Consider the following 20,205-nt stretch of genomic DNA (forward strand, 5'->3'; position numbering starts at 1 on the left):
CCGGGCAGCCCGTTAGGAACAGAACTCATGCCAGATAGTGCCCCGCAACAACTGCTTCACCTCGTCATCGGTGGCGAGCTCGTCGATCTCGAGCACAACACCTTCAAGAATCTGGACGAGGTCGACATCGTCGGGCTCTATCCGAACTATGCCACCGCCCACGCGGCCTGGCGCGCCAAGGCGCAGAGCACGGTCGACAATGCGCAGATGCGCTATTTCATCGTCCACCTGCATCGGCTGCTCGATCCGAATCAAGAACCGGCGCGTTGAAAAAACTGCTTCGCAATACGCTGCGAAGCAGCTTCGTTCAGCGTGCCGTCGGGATCCTGGCGGCCGAATATCTGCGCTTTGTCTGGCGGACCAACACCTTCACGTTCGATCCGCCTGACGTCTATGAACGCGTCGAGCCGCAGATCCCGGCGATCTTCGCCTTCTGGCACGGCCAGCACTTCCTCACCCCGTTCATCAAGAACAAGGACTGGTACAAGGCCAGGGTCCTGATCTCCCGGCATCGCGACGGCGAGTTCAATGCCATCGCCGCCGAGCGGCTAGGCATCGGCACGATCAGGGGGTCCGGCGATCATGGCGGGGCTTTCCACCGCAAGGGCGGGGTCGGCGCTTTCAAGGAAATGGTGCGGACGCTCCAGGACGGTTGTAATGTCGCGCTGACCGCCGATGTCCCCAAGCGTTCGCGCGTGGCCGGGCTCGGCATCATCATGCTGGCACGGGAATCGGGACGGCCGATCATGCCTTTCGCGATGGCGACCAGCCGCTTCATCCGGCTCAAGAACTGGGACCGCACCACCATCAATTTGCCATTCGGGCGGGGCGCATTGGTCGGCATCAAGGAAATCCACGTTCCCGCAGATGCCGACGCCGCCACGATGGAAGCGCTGCGGCAGGAGCTGGAGGACACGTTGAACGAGGCGACCCGCCGCGCCTATGCGCAGCTCGGCCGCCCGGGGCCTGAAGATGCCTAGCTCGCTGCCGATGACGCTGCGGATGTATCGGCGCCTGGCCTCCGGCCTGGTGCCGCTCGCGCCTGCGCTGATCAAGCGGCGGCTGAAGCAGGGCAAGGAGGATCCCGCGCGCGTCGGCGAGCGGCGCGGGCTGTCGCGGGACGTGCGGCCGCATGGCCCGCTGGTCTGGATTCACGGCGCCAGCGTCGGCGAGGTATTGGCCGCGGCGGCGCTGATCGAGCGCCTGCGCGATCTCAACCTGCGCATCCTGCTCACCTCGGGCACGGTCACCTCGGCGGCGGTGGTGGCAAAGCGCTTTCCGCCCGATGTCATTCATCAATACGTGCCGTATGACTCGCCGCGCTATGTCGCGCGCTTCCTCGATCACTGGAAGCCGTCGCTGGCGCTGTTCATCGAATCCGATCTGTGGCCGAACCTGATCCTCGCCGGCGCGGCGCGCCGGGTGCCGATGGTGCTGATCAACGGGCGGATGTCACCGCGTTCCTTCCCGCGCTGGCGGCGCATGCACGGCACCATCTCGGCGCTGCTGTCGCGGTTCGACATTTGCCTTGCGCAGTCGAAGATCGATGCGGAGCGCTTCTCCGCGCTCGGCGGCCGTGACGTCGTCACCACGGGCAATCTCAAGCTCGACGTGCCGGCGCCGCCGGCCGATCCCGCCAAGCTCGAACGGCTGATGGCGATGACGCGCGGGCGTCCGATCATCGTCGCGGCCTCGACCCATCCGGGCGAGGACGAAATGCTGGTGGCGGCGCATCGCAGCCTCGTCGGTTTCTTCCCGCAGCTTCTCACCGTGATCGTGCCGCGGCATCCGGATCGCGGCTCCTCGATCGCGGGCCTGATCACGGCCTCGGGCCTGAAGCCGGCATTGCGCTCGCGCGAGGACCTGCCGACGGCGACGACCGATGTCTATGTCGCCGACACCATGGGCGAGCTCGGGCTGTTCTATCGGCTCTCGGGAATCGTGTTCATGGGCGGATCGCTGATCCACCATGGCGGCCAGAATCCGATCGAAGCGATCAAGCTTGGCGCCGCGATCGTCCATGGTCCGCACGTGTTCAACTTCGCCGATGTCTATGAGGCGCTCGATGCGAGCGGCGGGGCACGGCAGGCCGACACGCAGGAGGCGTTGGTCAAGCAGCTCGGGCAGCTTCTGGCCGAGCCGACGGTGCGCGACAAGATGCAACGCGCAGGCTCGGGCGTGGTCGAGCAGCTTGGCGGTGCGCTCGATCGCACCATGGTCGCGCTCGAGCCGTATCTGTTGCAGCTGCGGATCGAGATGGGGGCCGCCAATGCGTGAGCCGGCCTTCTGGTACCGGCCACGTTCCCCGCTTTCGCATGTCCTTTATCCCCTGGGTGTGCTCTACGGTGCCATCACCGCACGGCGCATGCAGCGCACGGGCGTGGACGCCGGCATCCCCGTGATCTGCGTCGGCAATTACCATGTTGGCGGCGCCGGCAAGACGCCGACCGTGCTGGCGGTGACCAAGCTGTTGCGCGAGCTCGGCGAGACGCCGGTCGTGCTCAGCCGCGGCTATGGCGGACGCCTGAAGGGCCCGGTGATGGTCGACCGCGCACGTCACATCGCAGCCGACGTCGGCGACGAGCCCCTGATGATGGCGCGCGACGTTCCGGTCGCAGTCGCGCGCGACCGCCTTGACGGCGTCGCGCTCGCGAAATCGCAGGGCGCCACCGTGGTCCTGATGGATGACGGTTTTCAAAATCCGAGCCTTCTGAAAGACGCGTCCCTGATCGTGATCGACAGCGAGCGCGGCCTCGGCAACGGCTTGGTATTTCCCGCAGGCCCCCTGCGCGCGCCGCTGCAGGCGCAGCTCGCGCGCACCGACGCGCTGGTGCTGATCGGCGATGGCCGTGCTGCCAACGATGTCGCGGCCGAGCTTGCCAAGCGCGACAAGCCCGAGCTGCGCGCGCGGCTGAAGCCGGTTGCTGCATCGCTCACGCAGCTGCTCGGCAAGCGGGTCTTCGCCTTCGCCGGCATCGGCGATCCCCAGCGCTTCTTCCGCACTCTTCGTGCGAGCGGCATCGACGTCGCGCGCGCGCGCGCTTTCGCCGACCACCACATGTTTTCGCAAGACGAGATCGCAGCGCTTGCAGCGGAAGCACAGCGCGAGCAGCTCACGCTGGTGACGACGGAGAAGGACCTTGCACGCCTGCGCGGCCGCGAAGGCGTGCCAGATGGCATCGTGCCGTTTGCCGTTCAGCTCGAATTCGATGAACCGGCAAAGCTGCGGGAGCTGATCAGCTATCATCTGTACAGGGCGCGCGAGCGGCGATTCAGCGCGCGTTGATCTCGTGCGTCAGGCAACGTGTCTGCCCTCGTCTGAAGCGCGAAGTGTCGCGGCTGGCGAAACCTCTTCCGCGCGTTGGGGAGTTGATGTAGCCTCGCACCAGAGCCGTCACCACGTCTGCAACAAGGCGAGACGAAGGCGCTTCCGGCGTCCATTGACCGATGATGCGATGCGGCTTGCGAGCGCGGTTCAGCACCCGGTCATGCTCACCACGCCCCCACGGCCATCAATCCGATAATGGTGAGGCACGAGACGCAGGCCACGATGACAGTGTAGGACTCGGGCGTATTCATTGCTGCCTCGCAAACTGTTGCCAATCGCTTGGCCGTTGCTACCCGGGAGTGATCGTTCGGTCTTGGGGCGTTTTCAATTCGCCATGCCGTGACCGGCCTTATGTGCGTCCGTTCTCTCATCGTCATCCCGCTTCGCAGGATGATGATCCGCTTCGAGAGTCTCAGAGCGTTCAGCTGCGATCAGAAGCTGTTTGCGCATTTCAGCGAGACGGGCGCGGCAATATTCACGATAGAGCAGGTCGAAAATGGCGGGCATGATCACCCCCACCGTTTGATTTTGATTTACAGATATTCCACTGCTGATTTTCGAGGTGATCGTAGCCCGCTAAAATGGCTCTTCGATATGAGCCCGTTCACAGACCGTTCCAATTCCAGAGCTCAATGGCCGATTGGTTGGTCGAGTGCCTGTGCGATAAAAAAGAACGGGGGCCGGTTACCTGACGTGCAATATAGCAGCTCTCTGTTTCAGCAAGACTTCTTCAAACAACTTAAGGACGCGGAACCGCAAAAAAAATCCAACCACAGCGCGAAATGATTTATCTCGGAGTGCAAGGAACATTCAATGCACGCTGGTCGGCACGACTAGATCATTTCAGCTGTGAGACTCGCACTTCAGGTCCATGCCATCATCGAGACGCCGACGCTCCATACCTCGCGATAGGCGGCACAGCTCGTGCAACGACGGCGACAGGGCAGCTGCCATTTACTCTCCGACAGCAGCTTGCCATTCACGCCTCATTCATCGCAACCCTCCTACCAGTTTCAGACGATCAGGAGAGTTCGATGAAACCGCCGTTCGCAGCTATCGCCGCAAGCCTTGTATGTCTGCTTGTTGCGCCGGTGTTCGCCCAAACGCCGACTCCGGCCGCGCCCGCAAATCCGACAAGCACCGCGCCGGTTCCCGCGACCAAGCGCGTGACGTGTCTCGCCACGACGGCAAGCCTGAAAGGGCAGGACAAGCGCGACCAGCTACAGCTCTGCATGGCGCAGGCGCGGCTGGATTGCCTGAAGCAGGCGATCGATCAGAAGGTCGTCGGCGAGCCCAGGAAGGCCTTCGTCAGGACCTGCGTGGGCACGGATGGCGCAGATGGCGGTGAACAACAATAGGCGCGCGGGCGCGGCCTCACGGCTGCGGCTTCAGGGCTGTAGGGTGGGCAAAGCGAGGCGTGCCCACGTTCTTCGTCGTGATCGAGGAGATATGGTGGGCACGGCGCTTTGCGCCATTGCCCACGCTACGAGGTCTGCGAGATTACGGTTGCTTCAGCGCGCCGGGAAAGTGCCGCTGCAGCACCGCGGCGGGGGTGGCGTAGGCCTCCTGCAAATCCACGCTCCAGTACTTCAGCTCGTCGAGCGGGATTCGCGCGTCGGTGATCGCGCAGCGCACGAAGGTCCCCGGCGAGATCACGCGGAAATCGCCGTCGAGATACTGCACCTGCGCTTCGCCATGGCCCGAGGGGCCGAACTTGTTCAGCACGGTCGAAAGTCTCCACGGAAGGCCTCTCCATGGAAAAACTTGGAGGGCACGATGTGTTGGACGAGATGTAGCACAGATGGGGTGGCTTGTCCGCCCGTTAAACCCACCGGTTTGTGATGTTTTGCCGCCGTTTCCGCGTGATAATGCTTCAGTTGAAGGATCGCTGGTTCCGGCACCTCCTACGGCAGAGTCCGATGCGCCTTCGACTGACCGTCCTGTTCCTGACGCTGCTGACGTCGGCCGTGCCCGCCGCGCCGGCGCCGCAGCCGGTCGAGATCCCGCTCGCGTCCGGGGTCCTCCATGCGCAGCTCTACAAGCCCGAAGGCGCGGGCCCGTTTCCGACCGTGATCGCGCTGCATGGCTGCGGTGGGCTCGGTGGCCATTCCGATCCCGTGCTGCCGCGCTATCGCGATTGGGCCGAGCGCCTGCTCAAGGCTGGCAATGCCGTGCTGCTGCCCGACAGCTACGGCTCGCGCGAGATCGGGCCGCAATGTCGCGTCAAGGAGACGCATGTCAAGGCGCGGCGCGAGCGCGTCGCCGATATCGCGGCCTCACGCGCCTGGCTGATGAAGCAGGTCTGGGTGGCGCGCGACCGCGTCAGCCTGATCGGCTGGGCAAATGGGGCGAGCGCGCTGCTCTGGGCCGTGCGCCCGCAGAGCGCGGCACGCGATCTCAGCCCGGATTTCCGCGCCGCGATCGCGTTCTATCCGGACTGCCGGATCTCGGCGGGTCTGGGCTGGAGCACGCGGGTGCCGACGCTGGTGCTGATCGGCGCCGATGACGACGTGTCGTCGCCGCCGGCCTGCCGTCAGATGGTGGACGGCGCGCGCGGCCGCAGCGCGCTCGCGCGCATCGTGGTCTATCCCGGCGCCGATCACGATTTCGACCGCGCCAATATTCCGCTGCACGCAGCTACCGGCAGCAGCGACGCCGCCGCGCCCGAGCATGGCGATTTCGGCACGGATGCCGAGGCGCGCGCGGCCTCGCAGAAGGACGTCGCGCAGTGGCTGGCGCGGTGAGGAAGATCCAGTAGCCCGGATGAGCGAAGCGATATCCGGGAGGGCTGTTCCCGCATATCGCTTCGCTCATGCGGGCTACAACTACAAATCCACAAGCGGGGCCGTCCGAGGAACAATTAGAGGCGGACAGCCCCGCATCGACCACCGCCCTGCACGGATCATGGCCGACCGGGAATCTACGGACCGCGCCGTGATGCGGTTTCAGCCTGTGGCGGCGCCATCATTCGACCATGATGTCGATTAAACGCATCTCACATGCGCAACCGCATCACGCTCTTCGCTTCCGCCCTGATCGTCTTCACCGTCGTGATCCTCCTGTTCGAGGCCCATGCCGGCGCGCCACAGCTTGCGCCGGAACATTGCGGTTTCTGGACCACGATCGACGCGGGATTGTCCTGCCGCTAGGACGCGGCTGCACGTCCCACGCGCTCGCTGTCATCGCCCCGCCTAGTGCGCAATTGCGCACAAGGCGGGGAATGACACCGGACGTGAAGCGCGGGCTATCGCGTCTCAGAACAAGCTGCCCTGATCCACTGGTTTGACCACCCGCTTCGGTGCCGGCTTTGCTTCCTGCGTGGCCGGTTTTGCTTGCGACTGCGCACGCTTTACCGCGGGGGGCGGGCGATCCGCATCCGCCGTTGCGCCGACGCGGCCATCGGCGAACTCGATCTCGACGCGTGCGCCGGGAACGATCGACTCCGCCGCATGCAGGGGATGGCCGGCCTCATCGCGCACCAGCGCAAAGCCACGCGCGAGCACGCTGCGATAGGACAGTGCGGAGAGCAGCTTGCCGCTGTTCTCGACACGGGCATCGAGCCGGTGCAGCAGCGTGACGAGCGCGCGGCCCGCGCGCTCGGCCAGACGATGCGTGCGTTCGCGCTGGCGCGCAATCGCGTTGCGCTGCGCCTGCGCGTTGGAGAGCTTTGAGGCGCGCAGGCGCACTTCAAGCCCGGCAAAGCGGTCGCGCCGCTGCCGCAGCAGCGATCGCGCGGACAGGCCGAGCCGTTCGCCGCACACGGTGAGGCGGTGATCGGCCTGCGATATCTGGCCGTGCAGCACCCGCAGCGTCAGCTTTGAGCTTGCGGCGGTGAACCTGCGGAAATGCGCGTGCGTATTGGCCTTGAGGCAGCGGGGCAGGGATGCGCCCGCCGAGTCCAGCCGTTGCCGCGGGATGGCCAGGAGATCGCCGGCTGCCGGCAGCGCACGCGCGGCGGCGCGCAGCTCGTTGCGGCGATTCTCGTGGCCGCGCTGCCAGCAGGCACGGGTGCGCCGCGCGAGATCGGCGACCTCGACGAACAGGTCGCTGCGCACCGGCACGGCCATCTCCGCAGCCGCCGTCGGCGTCGGCGCGCGCTTGTCGGCGACGAAATCGATCAGCGTGATGTCGGTCTCGTGCCCGACGGCCGAGATCAGCGGGATCATGCTGTCGGCCGCCGCCCGCACCACGATCTCCTCGTTGAAGGACCAGAGATCCTCCAGCGAGCCGCCACCGCGCGCGACGATCAGGACGTCGGGGCGCGGAATCTTGCCGCCCTCCGGCAGCGCGTTGAAGCCGCGGATCGCGGCCGCGACCTGCTCGGCCGAGCCGTCGCCCTGCACCTTCACCGGCCACACCAGCACGCGGCGGGGAAAGCGGTCCTCCAGCCGATGCAGGATGTCGCGGATGACGGCGCCGGTCGGCGAGGTCACGACGCCGATCACCTCCGGCAGCCACGGCAAGAGCTGCTTGCGCGCCTCGTCGAACAGGCCTTCGGCGGCAAGCTTCTTCTTGCGCTCCTCCATCAGCGCCATCAGCGCGCCGATGCCGGCCGGCTCCAGCGCCTCGATCACGATCTGGTATTTCGAGGAGCCCGGATAGGTCGTCAGCTTGCCTGTCGCGATGACCTCGAGCCCCTCCTGGGGCTTGAAGCGCATCCGGCTGTGGACGCCCTTCCAGATCACCGCCTCGATCTTGGCGCTCTCGTCCTTGAGCGCGAAATAGCAATGGCCGGAGGAATGGGCGCCGCGGAAGCCGGAGATCTCGCCGCGGACCCGGACATGGCCGAAGGCGTCCTCGACCGTCCGCTTCAGGGACTGGGACAGTTCGGAGACGGTGAATTCGGGCGCGTTGAGCAGTTGTTCCGCAGGCGGCATCTCAAAAACGATTCGGCATTTTGGGGTCAGACCCGACGTTAAGGATTTTCGCGGCGCGGCGCCAATCCCGGGATTGATCGGAAGAGTACTCTGCTCTATAGAGTTCTCTATTGATTGATGAGTTTGAGGGGGATGACATGGCGATCCGGCTACTGCGCGGCGTTTTGAACGGGCTGCAATGGGTCCTGTGTGCAATCGGCGCTGTGGCGTTGATTCTGGCCGCCATGATCGCAATGCCGCTGGAGCGGCCGCCCGAGATGCGATCGGTCTCGGATTCCGCCAAGGGTATCGACTGGTCCACACTGCCGCCGCTCGAGCGCTTTCAGGCCCGCGACGGCACCTGGATAGGCTATCGCCACTATGCGCCGAACGGCCCGGAGACAGGCCGCGGCGCGATCTTCATCCATGGCTCTTCCGGCTCCAGCGGCACCGTCAATCACGCGCTGACCCATGCGATCGCCGCGCGCGGGGTGGAGACCTGGGCGCTGGACGTCCGCGGCCATGGCGGCTCCGGCACGCGCGGCGATATCGGCTATGTCGGCCAGCTCGAGGATGACCTCATCGATTTCGTCGCTCATATCCGCAAGAGCGCGCCCGATGTGCCGCTGACCCTGATCGGCCATTCCGCCGGCGCCGGTTTCTCACTGCGCGTTGCCGCGACACCGATCATGCAGGACATCTTCGTCCGCACCGTGCTGCTCGCGCCCTATCTCGGCTATGACGCGCCGACCAACAAGCCGCATTCCGGGGGCTGGGCCAATGCCGATATGCCGCGCTTATTCGGGCTTGCCGCGCTGCGCAAGCTCGGTATCGATTGCTGCGCGCAGCTGCCGGTGCTCGCTTTGGCCGTGCCGCCGGCCTCGGCGAAGTACCTGGTCTCCACCTATTCCGACCGCCTGATGCGCAATTTCGCGACGCGTGGCTATCGCATCGATCTTCCGGCGACGACACGTCCGATCACGATCTTCGGCGCCGCCGAGGACGAGATGATGATCTCGGACAAATATGCGGAGGTCGTGCAAGCGGTGAAGCCGTCGATCGACGTCAAGATCATCGACGGCGTCAACCACATGGGCATCGTCACCAATCCAAAGGCCGTCTCCGCGATCGCCGAGGACGTGGCGACGCGCGGTGCGGCAGGGAGCTGACCATGATGGCGCATTTGACCCTCGCAGGTACGATCCATGTGGTGCTGGCGCTGCTCTGCAGCACCGTCGGGCTCATCCAGTTCTTGCGTCCCAAGCGCGGCGCCGGCCACCGTGCGCGCGGCTATTTCTACGTCTACGCCATGCTGGTCTCTGACGGCACGACCTTGCTGATCCACCGGTTCACGGGGCATTTCAACGTCTTCCATGTCGCCGCGATCGTAAACTTCGCCTGCATCGTGCTGGCAATCGTTCCGCTGTTGCGGATGCCGAGGCCGTCGAACTGGAGATCCATCCACTACCACTTCATCGCCTGGTCCTATGTGTCGTTGATGTCGGCCGCGGCAATCAACACAGCGTTGCGGCTGTTGCCGCTGACGATGCGGAACCAGGCCGGGTTAACGGCACTGATCGTGTCGATCGCGACGATGACGATCGCCTATTTCGTGATCCGCAAGTACCGGCCTCCAGCGGACCCGACCGCGCCATCCACGGGGTTGGCCGGGCAGGCTGGAGCGCCGTCATGATCGACAGCAAGCAGGCTGCGGACGCGATGGCGGATATCGACGACACCGTTCGCCGCGTGCGCCAGTCGCTGATCTATCAAGTGTCCAGCCTGGCATTGTTGATGTGGGGCGTGCTGGCGTTCGTCGGCAACATCGCAGGCTGGTTCTGGCCGCGCTATGGACTCTATTTCTGGATCAGCGTCTACGCGGTGTCGATCGTCGGCTTCCTTGCCATCGGCGCCTATCACCGGTCCCGAAACCGCATTCGCGTCTTCGACGTCCGCTATCTCCTGACATTTCTGCTGATCGTCGCCTTCGGCATCTTCGTCTGCTATTTCGGCCATTTCACGCCGCGCCAGCAGACTGCGTTCTGGCCGATCTACATCATGTTGTTCTACATGATGGCCGGGGTGTGGTTCGGCTATGCCTTCCTCGTGATCGGCGCGACCATCATTGCGTTGACGCTGATTGGTTATTTTTTCATCCCGGGGATAACACTGTTGTTGTGGATGGCGGCCGTCAATGGTGGCGGGCTGATCGCCGGCGGCCTCTGGATGCGGCGGAGCTAGCGGTGGCCGAGCTCGACGATATCATCCATCAGCCGTTGCGGCTCAAGATCATGGCCGCACTGAACGCGTTGCCGCAGGAGGTCGGGCTGGAATTCGTGCGGCTCAAGAAGCTCACCGGCGCCACCGACGGCAATCTCGGCGCGCATATCGAGACGCTGGCGAAGGCCGGTTATGTCCAGGTGGACAAGGCTTTCGTCGGCAAGAAGCCGCAGACCACGGTGACAGCCACGGCAGCGGGCCGCGGCGCATTTGCGCGGCATGTTGCGACGTTGCAGGAGATTATTGCGGGGAAGCAGGGGTAGGCCATCGGCAAGTCGGTACAGTGGGGTGGGTGCCGTTCCGGACCTGCTTAGCTACTGACAAACCTAGACAATTTGCGCCAAGAGTAGGTGCTTTTGTACTAGCGTTTTGTATTGAAGAGAAGCCTTAAGCTAGCTGCAGCCAGTTAAGCTCCAACACGCACCGCAACGCGGGGTTGGACTTTCAGCATTGCCCGCACCTCTTCGTAAATCGGCAAGGCGTCGTCTTCGACTTCCAACGTCACGGCCAATCCAAACCTTACGAGGTCTGGAAGCTCGTCGCCTTGGTCGGGATCACGAGCAACGCGCAATTCCAGCCTCTCACCATCTACAAAGTTACGAGCGGCCGTCCCTTCCCAAGTCCGATGATAGATGGTTCCGCGCGGCTTGCGCTCCGATTGGCCTTGTGCGGCTCGACTGCAGATGCTCTTGAACTCAGGCTCCTCCACTTTGAGCCTTACCCCCTTATAGGCCCGTCGTCCTGGCTGCACCGGCGTAAACCAAGCCAGTGTCACACTGAGCCTGCGTACTCCCCGAACGCCCGAAAGGCACGCTGGCAGGGGAAGGCTGAACAACTGACCATCGTTTTCCCCAACCTGACCCTCCGCCCAAAGAGTTGCCCGAGACCCGGTACATCCAAGAACCTCTTCGACGTCCGGAATGCCAAATCCGAAATGACGAAGGACATTGGCAGTTCGTTCCCTTCCCCTGTGTTTTCCTTGCGGCCCAAACACGTCGTGGATCAGTGAACGACTTTCGTCGGGAACAGAGGCTCGGTGAACCAGTAGAGCTTTAATCACCACGGCACGGGCTGCACTTGGTAAACCGACAAAATTCGCCTCGTACGCTGCCTCTAGACCTTCGTGTATGAGATGGCACGCCCGTGTTGCTAGAGCGGTCGCCCCACTCGTGGAGCCGGAGTGTTGAATTGGATATCTTGCACCCACGCTAGGCCCCGGCCCCGCAGCGAGAAGGCCACCAAGCCTGTTGGGCTCCTGCAGATCGAGGTCTGCAACGTTTGGACGCCGCTGTCGCAGGATGGCTCGAAGGCGCCCTCCGGGGAACAACAGGTCCGGCTTAACGGAGCTACGATACCCAAGCCCCATCCGCGATACAGGGTTCGCAAAAACCCCGAAGGGGAGCGGGTCGCGAGAATGGCCCACGTCTGGCGCAGCGGCGATTTCATCATCATGAAGCGCACCAATGGTCAAACAGTTCATCGCTTCTGAAGGTGGCAGCAACCGACGACTATGCATCGTCCCGCTCAACCCGAACAGCGTGGCCCTAGTTCGTTGTTCACCATTGCTAGTAGCGTAGCTGGCTACGTCGATGTTAGCGATATGCAAGCTGTCATGGTTGCCGGCGCTCACCAGAAAGAGGATGCCATGCAGAGCGGCAAGCCAGTCTAAAGCCCGCGCGAAGGCCGAGACCCTATTCCCAAAAGGCCGCTTTGTGTCACCAATCGAAAGGTTCACGATGAAAACATCAGGACCAATCGGCGGAGAGTTCGCATCACCCACCTTGAGGCGCCCAATGGTGCGCACAAGCAAGTCGACAATAAGCGCGTCCGTGGGAGGCGCCTCGTCAACAAAGTTTGGATCGTTGACCGCAGAATACATGATCGGGATGAAAGCGACGCGACGCCCGAGCGGAGGTTCTCGTTTGGCCAAGTCGCCATGCAACACCAATGATGCCATCGCGGTGCCATGTACCCTTGGGCCGACTGCCAGCGGTTCAAGGTCTAAGAAATCTTCCACTAACAGCCGCCCCCCTAGAAGTGCGTGGTTTTGCTGAGGTACGGCATCCAAGATTGCAGCGATAGGAGAGCCCTGTTCTCGTCCCTCGACAGGGAGCTCAGACGTCTCCGTCTCAACTGGCGTCGAAATCTTGAGCGAGCTTTGCGGCCTAATTGCAAAAATCTCGACGAGGCGGGCCAAACTGCCGTCAGTCCTTGCCGCAATATCAGCAGCTGCCGCAGCCTCGACGTCCACTAGAAGGGCATCGTAAGCTATTTCTGCAAATCGACTGCTATTCCGCACGCTTCCGCCAGAATTTTCTATTTCGCGAATGGCAAGTGCTCGATTTGCAGTAGCTTTCGTTTCGTCCGGATCGAAGGCTAGTTCAATTTCAAGCCGTACGTTGGCTTTCGGCGATAGTTGAGCGTCCTCAGCGATTGTCGCAGCATCTTCATCCGTGACACGGTCTCTCGGCCCCCACCGCCTCAAACTGTAAAGGCACGAGAAGACGCTTTCCCATTTTGCGTTCTGTCCGAGACTTCCACCGCTTGTCCACAACGTCCAGAGTCGCAGCAGTTCATTTATCGCCCGTTGATCGGGCATGGTCAGGTAGTAATGGCCTTTCGCAGGTTCGTCGTTGTCATCGACAAATTCGAGGTCATCATCGGCCAATATTCTCAGCCCGATTTCCTCACACGCTTTAGCAAAGGCAGAGGGCGCGCCTCTCGTTTCGAAAACCATGAGTGTTTCGGGCGCTAACGCATCGGGCTCATTTCGAAGAGTCAAGATATCTTCACCGCGCTGCAGCGCTTGCTGCAATCGCTCAAACATCGGCCCGATACGCTGAGTTTGCCGCCCTTTCTGATAAGGGACGGGCTGAGGAATTCTAGGTGCTGCGCCGCGTGTTCTTTGGACGTTTTCCGGCGGATCGAACTTTAGCAGTGGTTTGTCTTGGTCTCTTGGCATCCGGCGCACCCCCTACGCGCTTTGACCAAAGTCTTACTTTCTCTTCGATCAGGCTCTTTGGAGTGAGCTGCCCGAGGCCGAGAATATTTTTGCGTTGTACATCTAAAACAAAATCCGTTGCTTCCGCGTAGCTTACAAGGCCAATACTCCGCACCAGCTTCTTTACATCCACCTCCATGTCCGCTGCATGGAAGGTCTTGTCAAAGTACTTGGCCAGTTCTTCTGCCGTCGGGGCAGGCATCGTAAGCCGCAGCTGAAATCGTCTCCAAGCTGCCCTATCAAGGAGTTCAGGATGGTTGGTAGCCGCTACGATAACTACGTAGCTTGGAAGCGCGTCAACCTGCAATAGAAAGTTCGACACTACTCTCTTTATCTCGCCTGTCTCATGCTCATCACCGCGCTCCTTTCCTATCGCATCAAACTCGTCAAACAACACCACACAGGGGATGGTCCGTATGTAATCGAAGAGGCGTGCCAGCCGCTGGGCAGTTTCTCCCAAATAGCTCGCAATTAGGGCGTCGTAGCGAACAGAGTAGAAAGGCAGTGCGAGAGCTTCGGCGAGAGCTTCGGCAAGAGCGGTCTTTCCGTTCCCTGGCGGTCCAGAGAGGAGAACGCGGTGGCGGGGTTCTAGACCATGACTTCTCAACAGATCGGCGCGAAACTGCTCTTCGATAAGCTCCGCGCACTGTTGCTCGACTTCCGGTGACAGCACCAAATCAGAGAGCTTCTTGCGTGGCTTCACTTCGCTAATCAGCTCTCGTCCCGGCTGGGCTTTTTGGCTTCCGTAACTTGAGTGCAAGACCTGCGAATTGAGGGCTCTAGTGAGCCGGTCCGCCAAAGCATCGTGCTGCTGCGCACGCTCTTCGGCAGCTAGAGTCTCCACTGTGGTGCGCAGCATTGTCCGGTCACCGCTTGTGGCCGCTCGAACAAGCGATATTAAGAGATCAGAACGAGCCATAGGCCGCGCTTTCCGTTTCGGGCTTTCCATCTGCGACGAGCCGATAGCACGCTCGTTCCTTAATCGTCACTTGATAGCTTATTCGCTCGCTACAACCTCGTCCAAAATGACTGCTGTGGAAAGCGTGTCACACGGCCGGCATTGCACGTGTTGGAGAGCGCCAGTGCGCTCAGATGCTTCGGAAGCCGCTGTTGCAGGTAGTGGCGCCGTTCGCCGCGCCTAAGTGAAGCCGAGGTTGCAGTTGAATGGGTACAGTCAATGTCCCGCTTCAGCGTTGAAAAACCTATCGATTTTGCGATCTCTTTGTATTGCGCTTTTGTATTCGCCTCAATCCCCCTTATCGCCACCCTTCTTCTGAGGCGCAAAGAGAACGATGGCGTCCCAGATGCTCTTCCCCTTCAGTGCGGCTGCCGTGACCGAAAACGAGACCAACGGGGGGATACCGACGAAATAGCTGAGGGTGCCCGCGATAACGCCGGCGAGCCCGAGTTCGGCTATCACCCTCCCCGCCTTGCTTCCGTTGTCATCTAGCCAGCCAACAAAACCTTCGCTCATCGAACGCGCAACTCGGACCGCCCTTCTCAACAGGCTGGTCTGCTCGACCGGGTCCGCCAGCTCAGTGGAGTCGTGAACCGCTACAGCGAGTTCCTCAAATCCGGTTTGAAGCCTCTGGAGAACGGCCCGCACCTCTTCATAGCCCGCGAGCGCAGCAGGCTCGTTGGGGATCTTTGTCGCTAGCTCCTTCAATTCCGTCTCGATGGAACGAGCCGCAAAACGTGCGATATCCTCGAACGTTTGGGGGTCGCTCTTGATACGTGAAACCACCGCTTCAATTGCAGGGTCGGGAATAACCTCAGCAGTAGCTGTTATGCTGACCTGACCGACGATGGTTCCCACCTGCCCAACTGCCTCAACACCTTGCAGTCGTCCTGGTTGGTTCGGCTGCGTGTCGGTGCGCTCAAGAGAGTCCAGTTCGGATGTGTCTTCGTGGGTTACCGTTAGCGCCTCAAGCGCTCTGTTGACCGTTCCGAGTTCGTGCTCCCACGCATCGTCAGGGAGGGCCGCCCAACGGAGTTCAATCTGATCCGAGGAGTGCTCTCCGGAAAGCCGAGCCTCGTACCAAAGGGTCCAGACTTCCCAGCCTTCATTCTCGGCGAGGAGCCGGTGCTTCAATTCCTCCCAAAGCTCCTGTTGCCAGTCCGGCGGCTCACCCGGCCACAATTTTGAATTGGCGAGTGTCACCGGGCTGAATCTCTCATCCAGCAACGCTGCGTCGGTCCGGATGACCTCAAGGGTCTGCTCAAAGGCTGCTCGTCCTTGCGCGCCAGCGGCATCCAGTGCGTACTCAAGCGCGGTTGTCGCCCGAGCCGGCGTCTCATTGCTTGGCGCCACGATAGCTGCCAAGGCATATGCAGCAGCGCGCTCCGCCGGAGGCAACTGAACATTTCCGAGCCCCCCAAGGGCTCTGCGGGCCGAGTACCTCAGCACGTCATTGCTTCCAGGGAATGCCGACACGCTCCACGCGGTGGCGACGGCTCGAAAGACGCGCAAAAGCATTCTGCGCCTCGTCACTCGACTTCCAGTCGGACCGGACGCGAGGGTGAATGTAGGCACGGCCCTCAACGCCGCGCGACCAATCAACACAATAGCCGCGTCGGCGGGCCGCGTTCGTAGCCACTCCTGCCGTTTCTCGGCGGTGTCGAGGGCGGAATCTGGACCGGAAGCATTAATGCTGATTCCGCTCGATGTCGCCCACCATTCCGGAATGATCTCGCCCACCGTTCCGATTTGATCTCGCCCGCCATTCCGAGATGATCTCGCCCACCATTCCGGGATGATGTCGCCCGGGGTGACGAGGCCTCTTCTGGCTCCGATACGGTCCGCCTTTCGGCTTTGCGAAGGGGGACCTGGATGCCGACGGAGAGGTTTGCGATGCGCCATGTGCGCGATGTGATCAGATTGAAGTCGGCCGGGATGCCGACCCGCGAGATTGCGCGGCGGGTGGGGACAGCCCCTTCGACGGTGCGGTTGACGATCCACCGGTTCGAGGCGGCGGGGCTGACCTGGCCATTGCCCGACGCCATCACCGACGCTGTGCTGGAAGCCCGGCTGTTCGCCAGCGCGGGAGCCGGTCCCGGCACCCGGCGGGGCCATCGCCGGCAGGCCGAGCCGGACTGGGCGGCGGTGCACCGCGAGCTCCGGCGCAAGCACGTGACGCTGTCGATCCTGTGGGAGGAGTACATCGCGGGCGAGCCCGGCGGGTATCGCTATTCGCGTTTCTGCGAGCTCTACCGCGCCTGGGAAGGCCGGCTGTCGGTGACGATGCGCCAGTCGCATGCGGCCGGCGACAAGCTGTTCGTTGACTATGCCGGCGACGGCGTCCCGGTGGTGATCGACCGGCGCACCGGCGAGCGGCGCAGTGCGCAGATTTTCGTCGCGGTGCTCGGCGCATCGAGCTTCACCTACGCGCAGGCGACCTGGACGCAGGGGCTCGCCGATTGGATCAGCGGCCACGTCGGCGCCTTCGAGGCGATCGGCGGCGTACCGGCGCTGCTGGTGCCGGACAACACCAAAGTCGCTGTGATCAAAGCCTGTCTCTACGATCCCAGGATCAATCGCAGCTATGCCGACATGGCGGCGCATTACGGCACCGCCATTCTGCCGGCCAGGCCGCGACGGCCGCGGGACAAGGCCAAGGTCGAGCAGGCGGTCCTGATGGTCGAACGCTGGCTGCTCGGGCGGCTGCGCCACCGCACCTTCCACAGCCTCGCCGACGTCAACGCGGCGATCGCCGAGTTGATGATCCGGCTCAACGAGGAGCGACCGATTAGGCGGCTCGGTGTCACCCGCCGCAAGCTGCTGGAGGAGATCGACCGGCCAGCGCTGAAGGCCCTGCCGGAGAACCCTTACGAGTTCGCCGAGTGGCGGATCTGCCGGGTCAGCATCGATTATCACGTCGAGGTCGAGGCGCATTATTACAGCGTTCCGCATCGCTTCGTCCGCGCCGAGGTGGAGGTGCGCTTCACGGCTCGCACCGTCGAGATCTTCCACAAGGGTGAGCGGATCGCCGCGCATCAGCGCATGAGCGGCAACCACAAGCACACGACCGTGCCGGAGCATATGGCCTCCAGTCATCGGCGCTACGCTGGCTGGACCATCGAGCGCATCCGTAAGGACGCCGCCTCGATCGGGCCGGCCACCGCGGCGCTGTGCGACCTGATCCTCGACGAGCGGGCGCATCCGGAACAGGGCTTCCGCGCCTGTCTCGGCATCATCCGGCTCGCCCGATCCTACGGGCACGAGCGGCTCGATGCCGCCGCCATGCGGGCGATCGATATTGGCGCGCGCACGTACGGCTCGGTCAAATCGATCCTTGCCAACAATCTCGATCGGCGTCCTTCACCCAAGCGCTCCGCGGACGACGCGCCGATCCTTCATCCCAACATCCGCGGGCCGCGCTACTACAATTAGGAGATCACATCTTGCTCACGCATCCGACCCTCGATCAACTCTACGCGCTCGGCCTGCATGGCATGGCCAAGGCCTTCGCCGACATCGAAGCCGGCGGCGAGGCCGCAAGCCTCGGCCACGCCGAATGGCTTGCGCTGCTGCTCGAACGCGAAGCGTCATTACGACGCGACAAGCGGCTGTCGAAGCGGCTGCAATACGCCAAGCTGCGCCAGGAGGCCTGCGTCGAAGACATCGACTACCGCACTCCACGCGGCCTCGACCGCAGCCTGCTGACGAAGCTGGTCGAAGGCCGCTGGATCGATGACCACGCTAACCTGCTGATCTGCGGGCCCTCCGGCGTCGGTAAGAGCTGGCTCGCCTCAGCGCTCGGCAACAAGGCCTGCCGTGACAATCGCTCCGTGCTCTACCAGCGCGTCCCGCGGCTGTTCACCGATCTCGCTTTGGCGCGCGGCGACGGCCGCCACTCCCGCCTGCTGCGCGCGCTTGGCCGCGTCGATCTCCTCATCTTCGACGACTGGGGCCTCGAGCCGCTCGACGCCGCCGCCCGCCACGACCTCCTGGAGATCCTCGAGGACCGCTACGGCCGCCGCTCCACCATCGTCACCAGCCAGCTCCCGGTCGATCAATGGCACGCGCTGATCGGCGATCCCACCTACGCCGACGCCGTCCTCGACCGCCTGGTCCATAACGCCCACCGGATCGATCTCAACGGCGAAAGCATGCGGCGAACCCGCAAACCCGACCGAAAGGCTTGAGCCTGTGGCGCTGTGGACATGCCGCTACGCTTGGACAACGCAAGAGCGTCGCCCACATGCCCACAGCAGGAGCAACAGAAAAACCAACCCGTCGAGCCGCGATTCAAGATTGACCACGCGGCTTCGCCGATGCCAGAAACCAGACAGCCAGAACGCCTCGCGCCCCGGGCGACATCAAATCGGAATGGTGGGCGAGATCATCTCGGAATCCTGGGCGAGATCAAATCGGTACACCCGGGCGAGATCATCGGAATCAGCACATTAACGGCGAAAGGTACTTCGAGGCCGGGAATCTGCACCTCTAACGGCCCAGGGATTTGCACCTCCAGTGGCCCCGGAACCTGTTCTCGATTATCATTAGAAGCCATGATGTTACTCTTGCTGAAGGTACTTAAGTCAAAGGAAGCCTTTGCTAAGGTGCAGGCACACCGGTCCCAAGCATCGCATTCAAAATGTTGAGTGCTCCGCTAGCGACCAACGAGCCCGCTGCCCCACTCAGGCAGTTGCGCAGGTCCGTGAGTAGGCCTCTTAAGAAGCTATGATCAGACTGGGGATTGGCGAGTGCCTGCTCCAGCGCGTTGAGCCGGTCATCCAAAGTAGGACCATGAGCACCGGCCGCAACTAGCTCTTCTCGGTGCGCCCGCAATTGGGGGAGAATTGAACTTATCTGCTGAGTGTTGAGCCCGCTTACGGTGATGTCACCTGACACATTCCCGTGACCCAAGTTGCCAACAAGTGAGCCAATGTGTCCGATGTTGATCGTTGTGGCCGCCGCTTGCGCTTTCTCCTTTTCGTCACGGTCAAAATTGTCCTCGGTCCCCATGATCCCTGCCCTCTCAAGATTTAGAGCCCAGTCTAGGACCAGCGTCCGCACGCGATCCAAAATCCGAGTGAATTCGCTTGGCGAAACCTCAAGAGCATAGCTCCAGCCGCGCACTCGATTTTCGCGGTCGAGCAGCGCCTGAATGTCGCGGGGATAAGGCATGTGGAGAGAGCCGTTTCCTTTGGCGGAGGCGACGACCAGAGCTTCTAGGGCCGACACGGGTTCAAAGGCCGGGGCGGATGAAAGAGGCTCGGTATTTCCGGCTATCGGTATCCAACCCCGGACAGGATTTCTTCCGATGGGTCTCCCACGCACTCGACGGTAATCAGGGGGAGTTGTCTGATAGCCGTTTAACTCTTGCTCCACCCAATCCTCTACGCGCCCCAAACCGAGCTTCGCGGCAACAAACTTCACTCTGCGCAGCAAGTCGCTCACTGGAGCGTTGCGGTCCAATGCCGCTTGCTGAAGCCCTTCAACAATCGTTGCCATTCAGACCCGTGCAAACAGAATCCATCGCCCTTGGGGCTGGCCTCGAAAGGATATCCGATGATTCGCGCATGTGCCGAGTCATGCAAAACGGAATCGCAGGGATTCCGTAACGCGCGTGCGGTTGCGCTGATGTGTATCTGTTTCTCAAAAATGCAATATGAGTCAAATAGATAAGCCTATTGTACCAATGTGATGTGTAGGCATTTGCGTACTGAGGAGTTCCTCAGCGCAAACTTTGGGGGATAGAAGCAGCATCTGAAGGCAGCTTTTTAGGCGCTTCGAA

General features: G+C 62.4%; 20 protein-coding genes. 13 read left to right on the plus strand and 7 right to left on the minus strand.

Features of this window, described 5'->3' with window-relative positions; all coding sequences use genetic code 11:
* Positions 1 to 27: 27 nt before the first annotated feature.
* Genes P6U29_RS06220 through lpxK form a run of 4 tightly spaced genes read left to right on the plus strand, consistent with a single transcriptional unit; the run spans position 28 to position 3,286 of the window.
* Positions 28 to 270: a DUF4170 domain-containing protein gene (locus P6U29_RS06220; RefSeq protein ID WP_036009212.1), complete on the plus strand. Its 243-nt coding sequence runs from the start codon at positions 28 to 30 to the stop codon at positions 268 to 270.
* Positions 267 to 980 (plus strand): lysophospholipid acyltransferase family protein, encoded by a 714-nt coding sequence (locus tag P6U29_RS06225; protein ID WP_407116792.1) that lies wholly within the window; start codon positions 267 to 269, stop codon positions 978 to 980. The genes P6U29_RS06220 and P6U29_RS06225 overlap by 4 nt, the downstream gene beginning before the upstream one ends.
* Positions 943 to 2,277, plus strand: coding sequence for a 3-deoxy-D-manno-octulosonic acid transferase (locus P6U29_RS06230; protein WP_407116793.1), 1,335 nt, complete (start codon positions 943 to 945; stop codon positions 2,275 to 2,277). The genes P6U29_RS06225 and P6U29_RS06230 overlap by 38 nt, the downstream gene beginning before the upstream one ends.
* On the plus strand, positions 2,270 to 3,286 hold the full coding sequence (gene lpxK, locus P6U29_RS06235) for a tetraacyldisaccharide 4'-kinase (RefSeq protein ID WP_407116794.1): 1,017 nt from the start codon (positions 2,270 to 2,272) through the stop codon (positions 3,284 to 3,286). The genes P6U29_RS06230 and lpxK overlap by 8 nt, the downstream gene beginning before the upstream one ends.
* Before the next feature lie 366 nt (positions 3,287 to 3,652).
* Here the strand turns inward: lpxK and P6U29_RS06240 are convergent, their stop codons facing one another.
* A complete protein-coding gene (locus tag P6U29_RS06240; RefSeq protein ID WP_407116795.1) occupies positions 3,653 to 3,835 on the minus strand; it encodes a hypothetical protein in 183 nt (60 codons plus the stop codon).
* 527 nt (positions 3,836 to 4,362) lie between these two features.
* Between P6U29_RS06240 and P6U29_RS06245 the strand changes: the two genes are divergently transcribed.
* Positions 4,363 to 4,686, plus strand: a complete 324-nt coding sequence (locus P6U29_RS06245) for a hypothetical protein (protein WP_407116796.1) — start codon at positions 4,363 to 4,365, stop codon at positions 4,684 to 4,686.
* A 142-nt stretch (positions 4,687 to 4,828) separates the two neighbouring features.
* Here the strand turns inward: P6U29_RS06245 and P6U29_RS06250 are convergent, their stop codons facing one another.
* The gene (locus P6U29_RS06250; RefSeq protein WP_407116797.1) at positions 4,829 to 5,053 is read right to left on the minus strand and encodes a DUF2093 domain-containing protein; all 225 of its coding nucleotides are present in this window, start codon (positions 5,051 to 5,053) and stop codon (positions 4,829 to 4,831) included.
* A gap of 194 nt (positions 5,054 to 5,247) precedes the next feature.
* Here P6U29_RS06250 and P6U29_RS06255 point away from each other — a divergent pair, with 194 nt between their 5' ends.
* Positions 5,248 to 6,072, plus strand: coding sequence for a dienelactone hydrolase family protein (locus P6U29_RS06255; protein WP_407116798.1), 825 nt, complete (start codon positions 5,248 to 5,250; stop codon positions 6,070 to 6,072).
* Between the two features lie 255 nt (positions 6,073 to 6,327).
* Positions 6,328 to 6,477, plus strand: coding sequence for a hypothetical protein (locus tag P6U29_RS06260; RefSeq protein WP_122400957.1), 150 nt, complete (start codon positions 6,328 to 6,330; stop codon positions 6,475 to 6,477).
* Between the two features lie 105 nt (positions 6,478 to 6,582).
* Here the strand turns inward: P6U29_RS06260 and xseA are convergent, their stop codons facing one another.
* Complete coding sequence (xseA, locus tag P6U29_RS06265; protein ID WP_407116799.1) at positions 6,583 to 8,205, minus strand: exodeoxyribonuclease VII large subunit; 1,623 nt, start codon at positions 8,203 to 8,205, stop codon at positions 6,583 to 6,585.
* A gap of 137 nt (positions 8,206 to 8,342) precedes the next feature.
* On the opposite strand from xseA, the gene P6U29_RS06270 reads away from it, so the two are divergent.
* The 4 genes from P6U29_RS06270 to P6U29_RS06285 are packed head-to-tail and all read left to right on the plus strand — an operon-like array spanning position 8,343 to position 10,727.
* Positions 8,343 to 9,353, plus strand: coding sequence for an alpha/beta hydrolase (locus P6U29_RS06270; protein ID WP_407116800.1), 1,011 nt, complete (start codon positions 8,343 to 8,345; stop codon positions 9,351 to 9,353).
* A 2-nt stretch (positions 9,354 to 9,355) separates the two neighbouring features.
* Positions 9,356 to 9,877 carry a DUF2306 domain-containing protein gene (locus tag P6U29_RS06275; protein ID WP_407116801.1) on the plus strand — a complete coding sequence of 174 codons (522 nt, stop codon included), beginning with the start codon at positions 9,356 to 9,358 and terminating at the stop codon, positions 9,875 to 9,877.
* The gene (locus tag P6U29_RS06280) at positions 9,874 to 10,425 is read left to right on the plus strand and encodes a hypothetical protein (protein WP_407116802.1); all 552 of its coding nucleotides are present in this window, start codon (positions 9,874 to 9,876) and stop codon (positions 10,423 to 10,425) included. Before P6U29_RS06275 ends, P6U29_RS06280 begins: the two co-directional genes overlap by 4 nt.
* 2 nt (positions 10,426 to 10,427) lie before the next feature.
* Complete coding sequence (locus P6U29_RS06285; RefSeq protein WP_407116803.1) at positions 10,428 to 10,727, plus strand: winged helix-turn-helix domain-containing protein; 300 nt, start codon at positions 10,428 to 10,430, stop codon at positions 10,725 to 10,727.
* A gap of 143 nt (positions 10,728 to 10,870) precedes the next feature.
* On the opposite strand, the gene P6U29_RS06290 is transcribed toward P6U29_RS06285, so the two are convergent.
* The 3 genes from P6U29_RS06290 to P6U29_RS06300 all read right to left on the minus strand — a co-directional run bounded on the left by P6U29_RS06290 (position 10,871) and on the right by P6U29_RS06300 (position 15,941).
* Positions 10,871 to 13,291: a S8 family peptidase gene (locus P6U29_RS06290; RefSeq protein ID WP_407116804.1), complete on the minus strand. Its 2,421-nt coding sequence runs from the start codon at positions 13,289 to 13,291 to the stop codon at positions 10,871 to 10,873.
* 55 nt (positions 13,292 to 13,346) lie between these two features.
* The gene (locus tag P6U29_RS06295) at positions 13,347 to 14,324 is read right to left on the minus strand and encodes an AAA family ATPase (protein WP_407116805.1); all 978 of its coding nucleotides are present in this window, start codon (positions 14,322 to 14,324) and stop codon (positions 13,347 to 13,349) included.
* A 387-nt stretch (positions 14,325 to 14,711) separates the two neighbouring features.
* Positions 14,712 to 15,941: a hypothetical protein gene (locus P6U29_RS06300; RefSeq protein WP_407116806.1), complete on the minus strand. Its 1,230-nt coding sequence runs from the start codon at positions 15,939 to 15,941 to the stop codon at positions 14,712 to 14,714.
* A 375-nt stretch (positions 15,942 to 16,316) separates the two neighbouring features.
* On the opposite strand from P6U29_RS06300, the gene istA reads away from it, so the two are divergent.
* Both istA and istB read left to right on the plus strand, forming a co-directional pair.
* Positions 16,317 to 17,855 carry an IS21 family transposase gene (gene istA / locus P6U29_RS06305; RefSeq protein WP_407119246.1) on the plus strand — a complete coding sequence of 513 codons (1,539 nt, stop codon included), beginning with the start codon at positions 16,317 to 16,319 and terminating at the stop codon, positions 17,853 to 17,855.
* 11 nt (positions 17,856 to 17,866) lie between these two features.
* A complete protein-coding gene (gene istB, locus P6U29_RS06310; RefSeq protein ID WP_407112755.1) occupies positions 17,867 to 18,610 on the plus strand; it encodes an IS21-like element helper ATPase IstB in 744 nt (247 codons plus the stop codon).
* Between the two features lie 412 nt (positions 18,611 to 19,022).
* Here the strand turns inward: istB and P6U29_RS06315 are convergent, their stop codons facing one another.
* On the minus strand, positions 19,023 to 19,922 hold the full coding sequence (locus P6U29_RS06315) for a hypothetical protein (RefSeq protein WP_407116807.1): 900 nt from the start codon (positions 19,920 to 19,922) through the stop codon (positions 19,023 to 19,025).
* Between the last annotated feature and the right edge of the window lie 283 nt (positions 19,923 to 20,205).

Origin of the sequence: Bradyrhizobium sp. LMG 9283, from assembly GCF_045571415.1 — a bacterium.
Taxonomy (GTDB): Bacteria; Pseudomonadota; Alphaproteobacteria; order Rhizobiales; family Xanthobacteraceae; genus Bradyrhizobium.

Coding starts and splice junctions, on each gene's coding strand:
- P6U29_RS06220 (WP_036009212.1), top strand. CDS start 28: ATGCCAGATAGTGCCCCGCAACAACTGCTTCACCTCGTCATCGGTGGC.
- P6U29_RS06230 (WP_407116793.1), top strand. CDS start 943: ATGCGCAGCTCGGCCGCCCGGGGCCTGAAGATGCCTAGCTCGCTGCCG.
- lpxK (WP_407116794.1), top strand. CDS start 2,270: ATGCGTGAGCCGGCCTTCTGGTACCGGCCACGTTCCCCGCTTTCGCAT.
- P6U29_RS06240 (WP_407116795.1), bottom strand. CDS start 3,835: ATGCCCGCCATTTTCGACCTGCTCTATCGTGAATATTGCCGCGCCCGT.
- P6U29_RS06245 (WP_407116796.1), top strand. CDS start 4,363: ATGAAACCGCCGTTCGCAGCTATCGCCGCAAGCCTTGTATGTCTGCTT.
- P6U29_RS06255 (WP_407116798.1), top strand. CDS start 5,248: ATGCGCCTTCGACTGACCGTCCTGTTCCTGACGCTGCTGACGTCGGCC.
- P6U29_RS06260 (WP_122400957.1), top strand. CDS start 6,328: ATGCGCAACCGCATCACGCTCTTCGCTTCCGCCCTGATCGTCTTCACC.
- xseA (WP_407116799.1), bottom strand. CDS start 8,205: ATGCCGCCTGCGGAACAACTGCTCAACGCGCCCGAATTCACCGTCTCC.
- P6U29_RS06270 (WP_407116800.1), top strand. CDS start 8,343: ATGGCGATCCGGCTACTGCGCGGCGTTTTGAACGGGCTGCAATGGGTC.
- P6U29_RS06275 (WP_407116801.1), top strand. CDS start 9,356: ATGATGGCGCATTTGACCCTCGCAGGTACGATCCATGTGGTGCTGGCG.
- P6U29_RS06280 (WP_407116802.1), top strand. CDS start 9,874: ATGATCGACAGCAAGCAGGCTGCGGACGCGATGGCGGATATCGACGAC.
- P6U29_RS06290 (WP_407116804.1), bottom strand. CDS start 13,291: ATGTTTGAGCGATTGCAGCAAGCGCTGCAGCGCGGTGAAGATATCTTG.
- P6U29_RS06295 (WP_407116805.1), bottom strand. CDS start 14,324: ATGCTGCGCACCACAGTGGAGACTCTAGCTGCCGAAGAGCGTGCGCAG.
- P6U29_RS06300 (WP_407116806.1), bottom strand. CDS start 15,941: ATGCTTTTGCGCGTCTTTCGAGCCGTCGCCACCGCGTGGAGCGTGTCG.
- istA (WP_407119246.1), top strand. CDS start 16,317: ATGCGCCATGTGCGCGATGTGATCAGATTGAAGTCGGCCGGGATGCCG.
- P6U29_RS06315 (WP_407116807.1), bottom strand. CDS start 19,922: ATGGCAACGATTGTTGAAGGGCTTCAGCAAGCGGCATTGGACCGCAAC.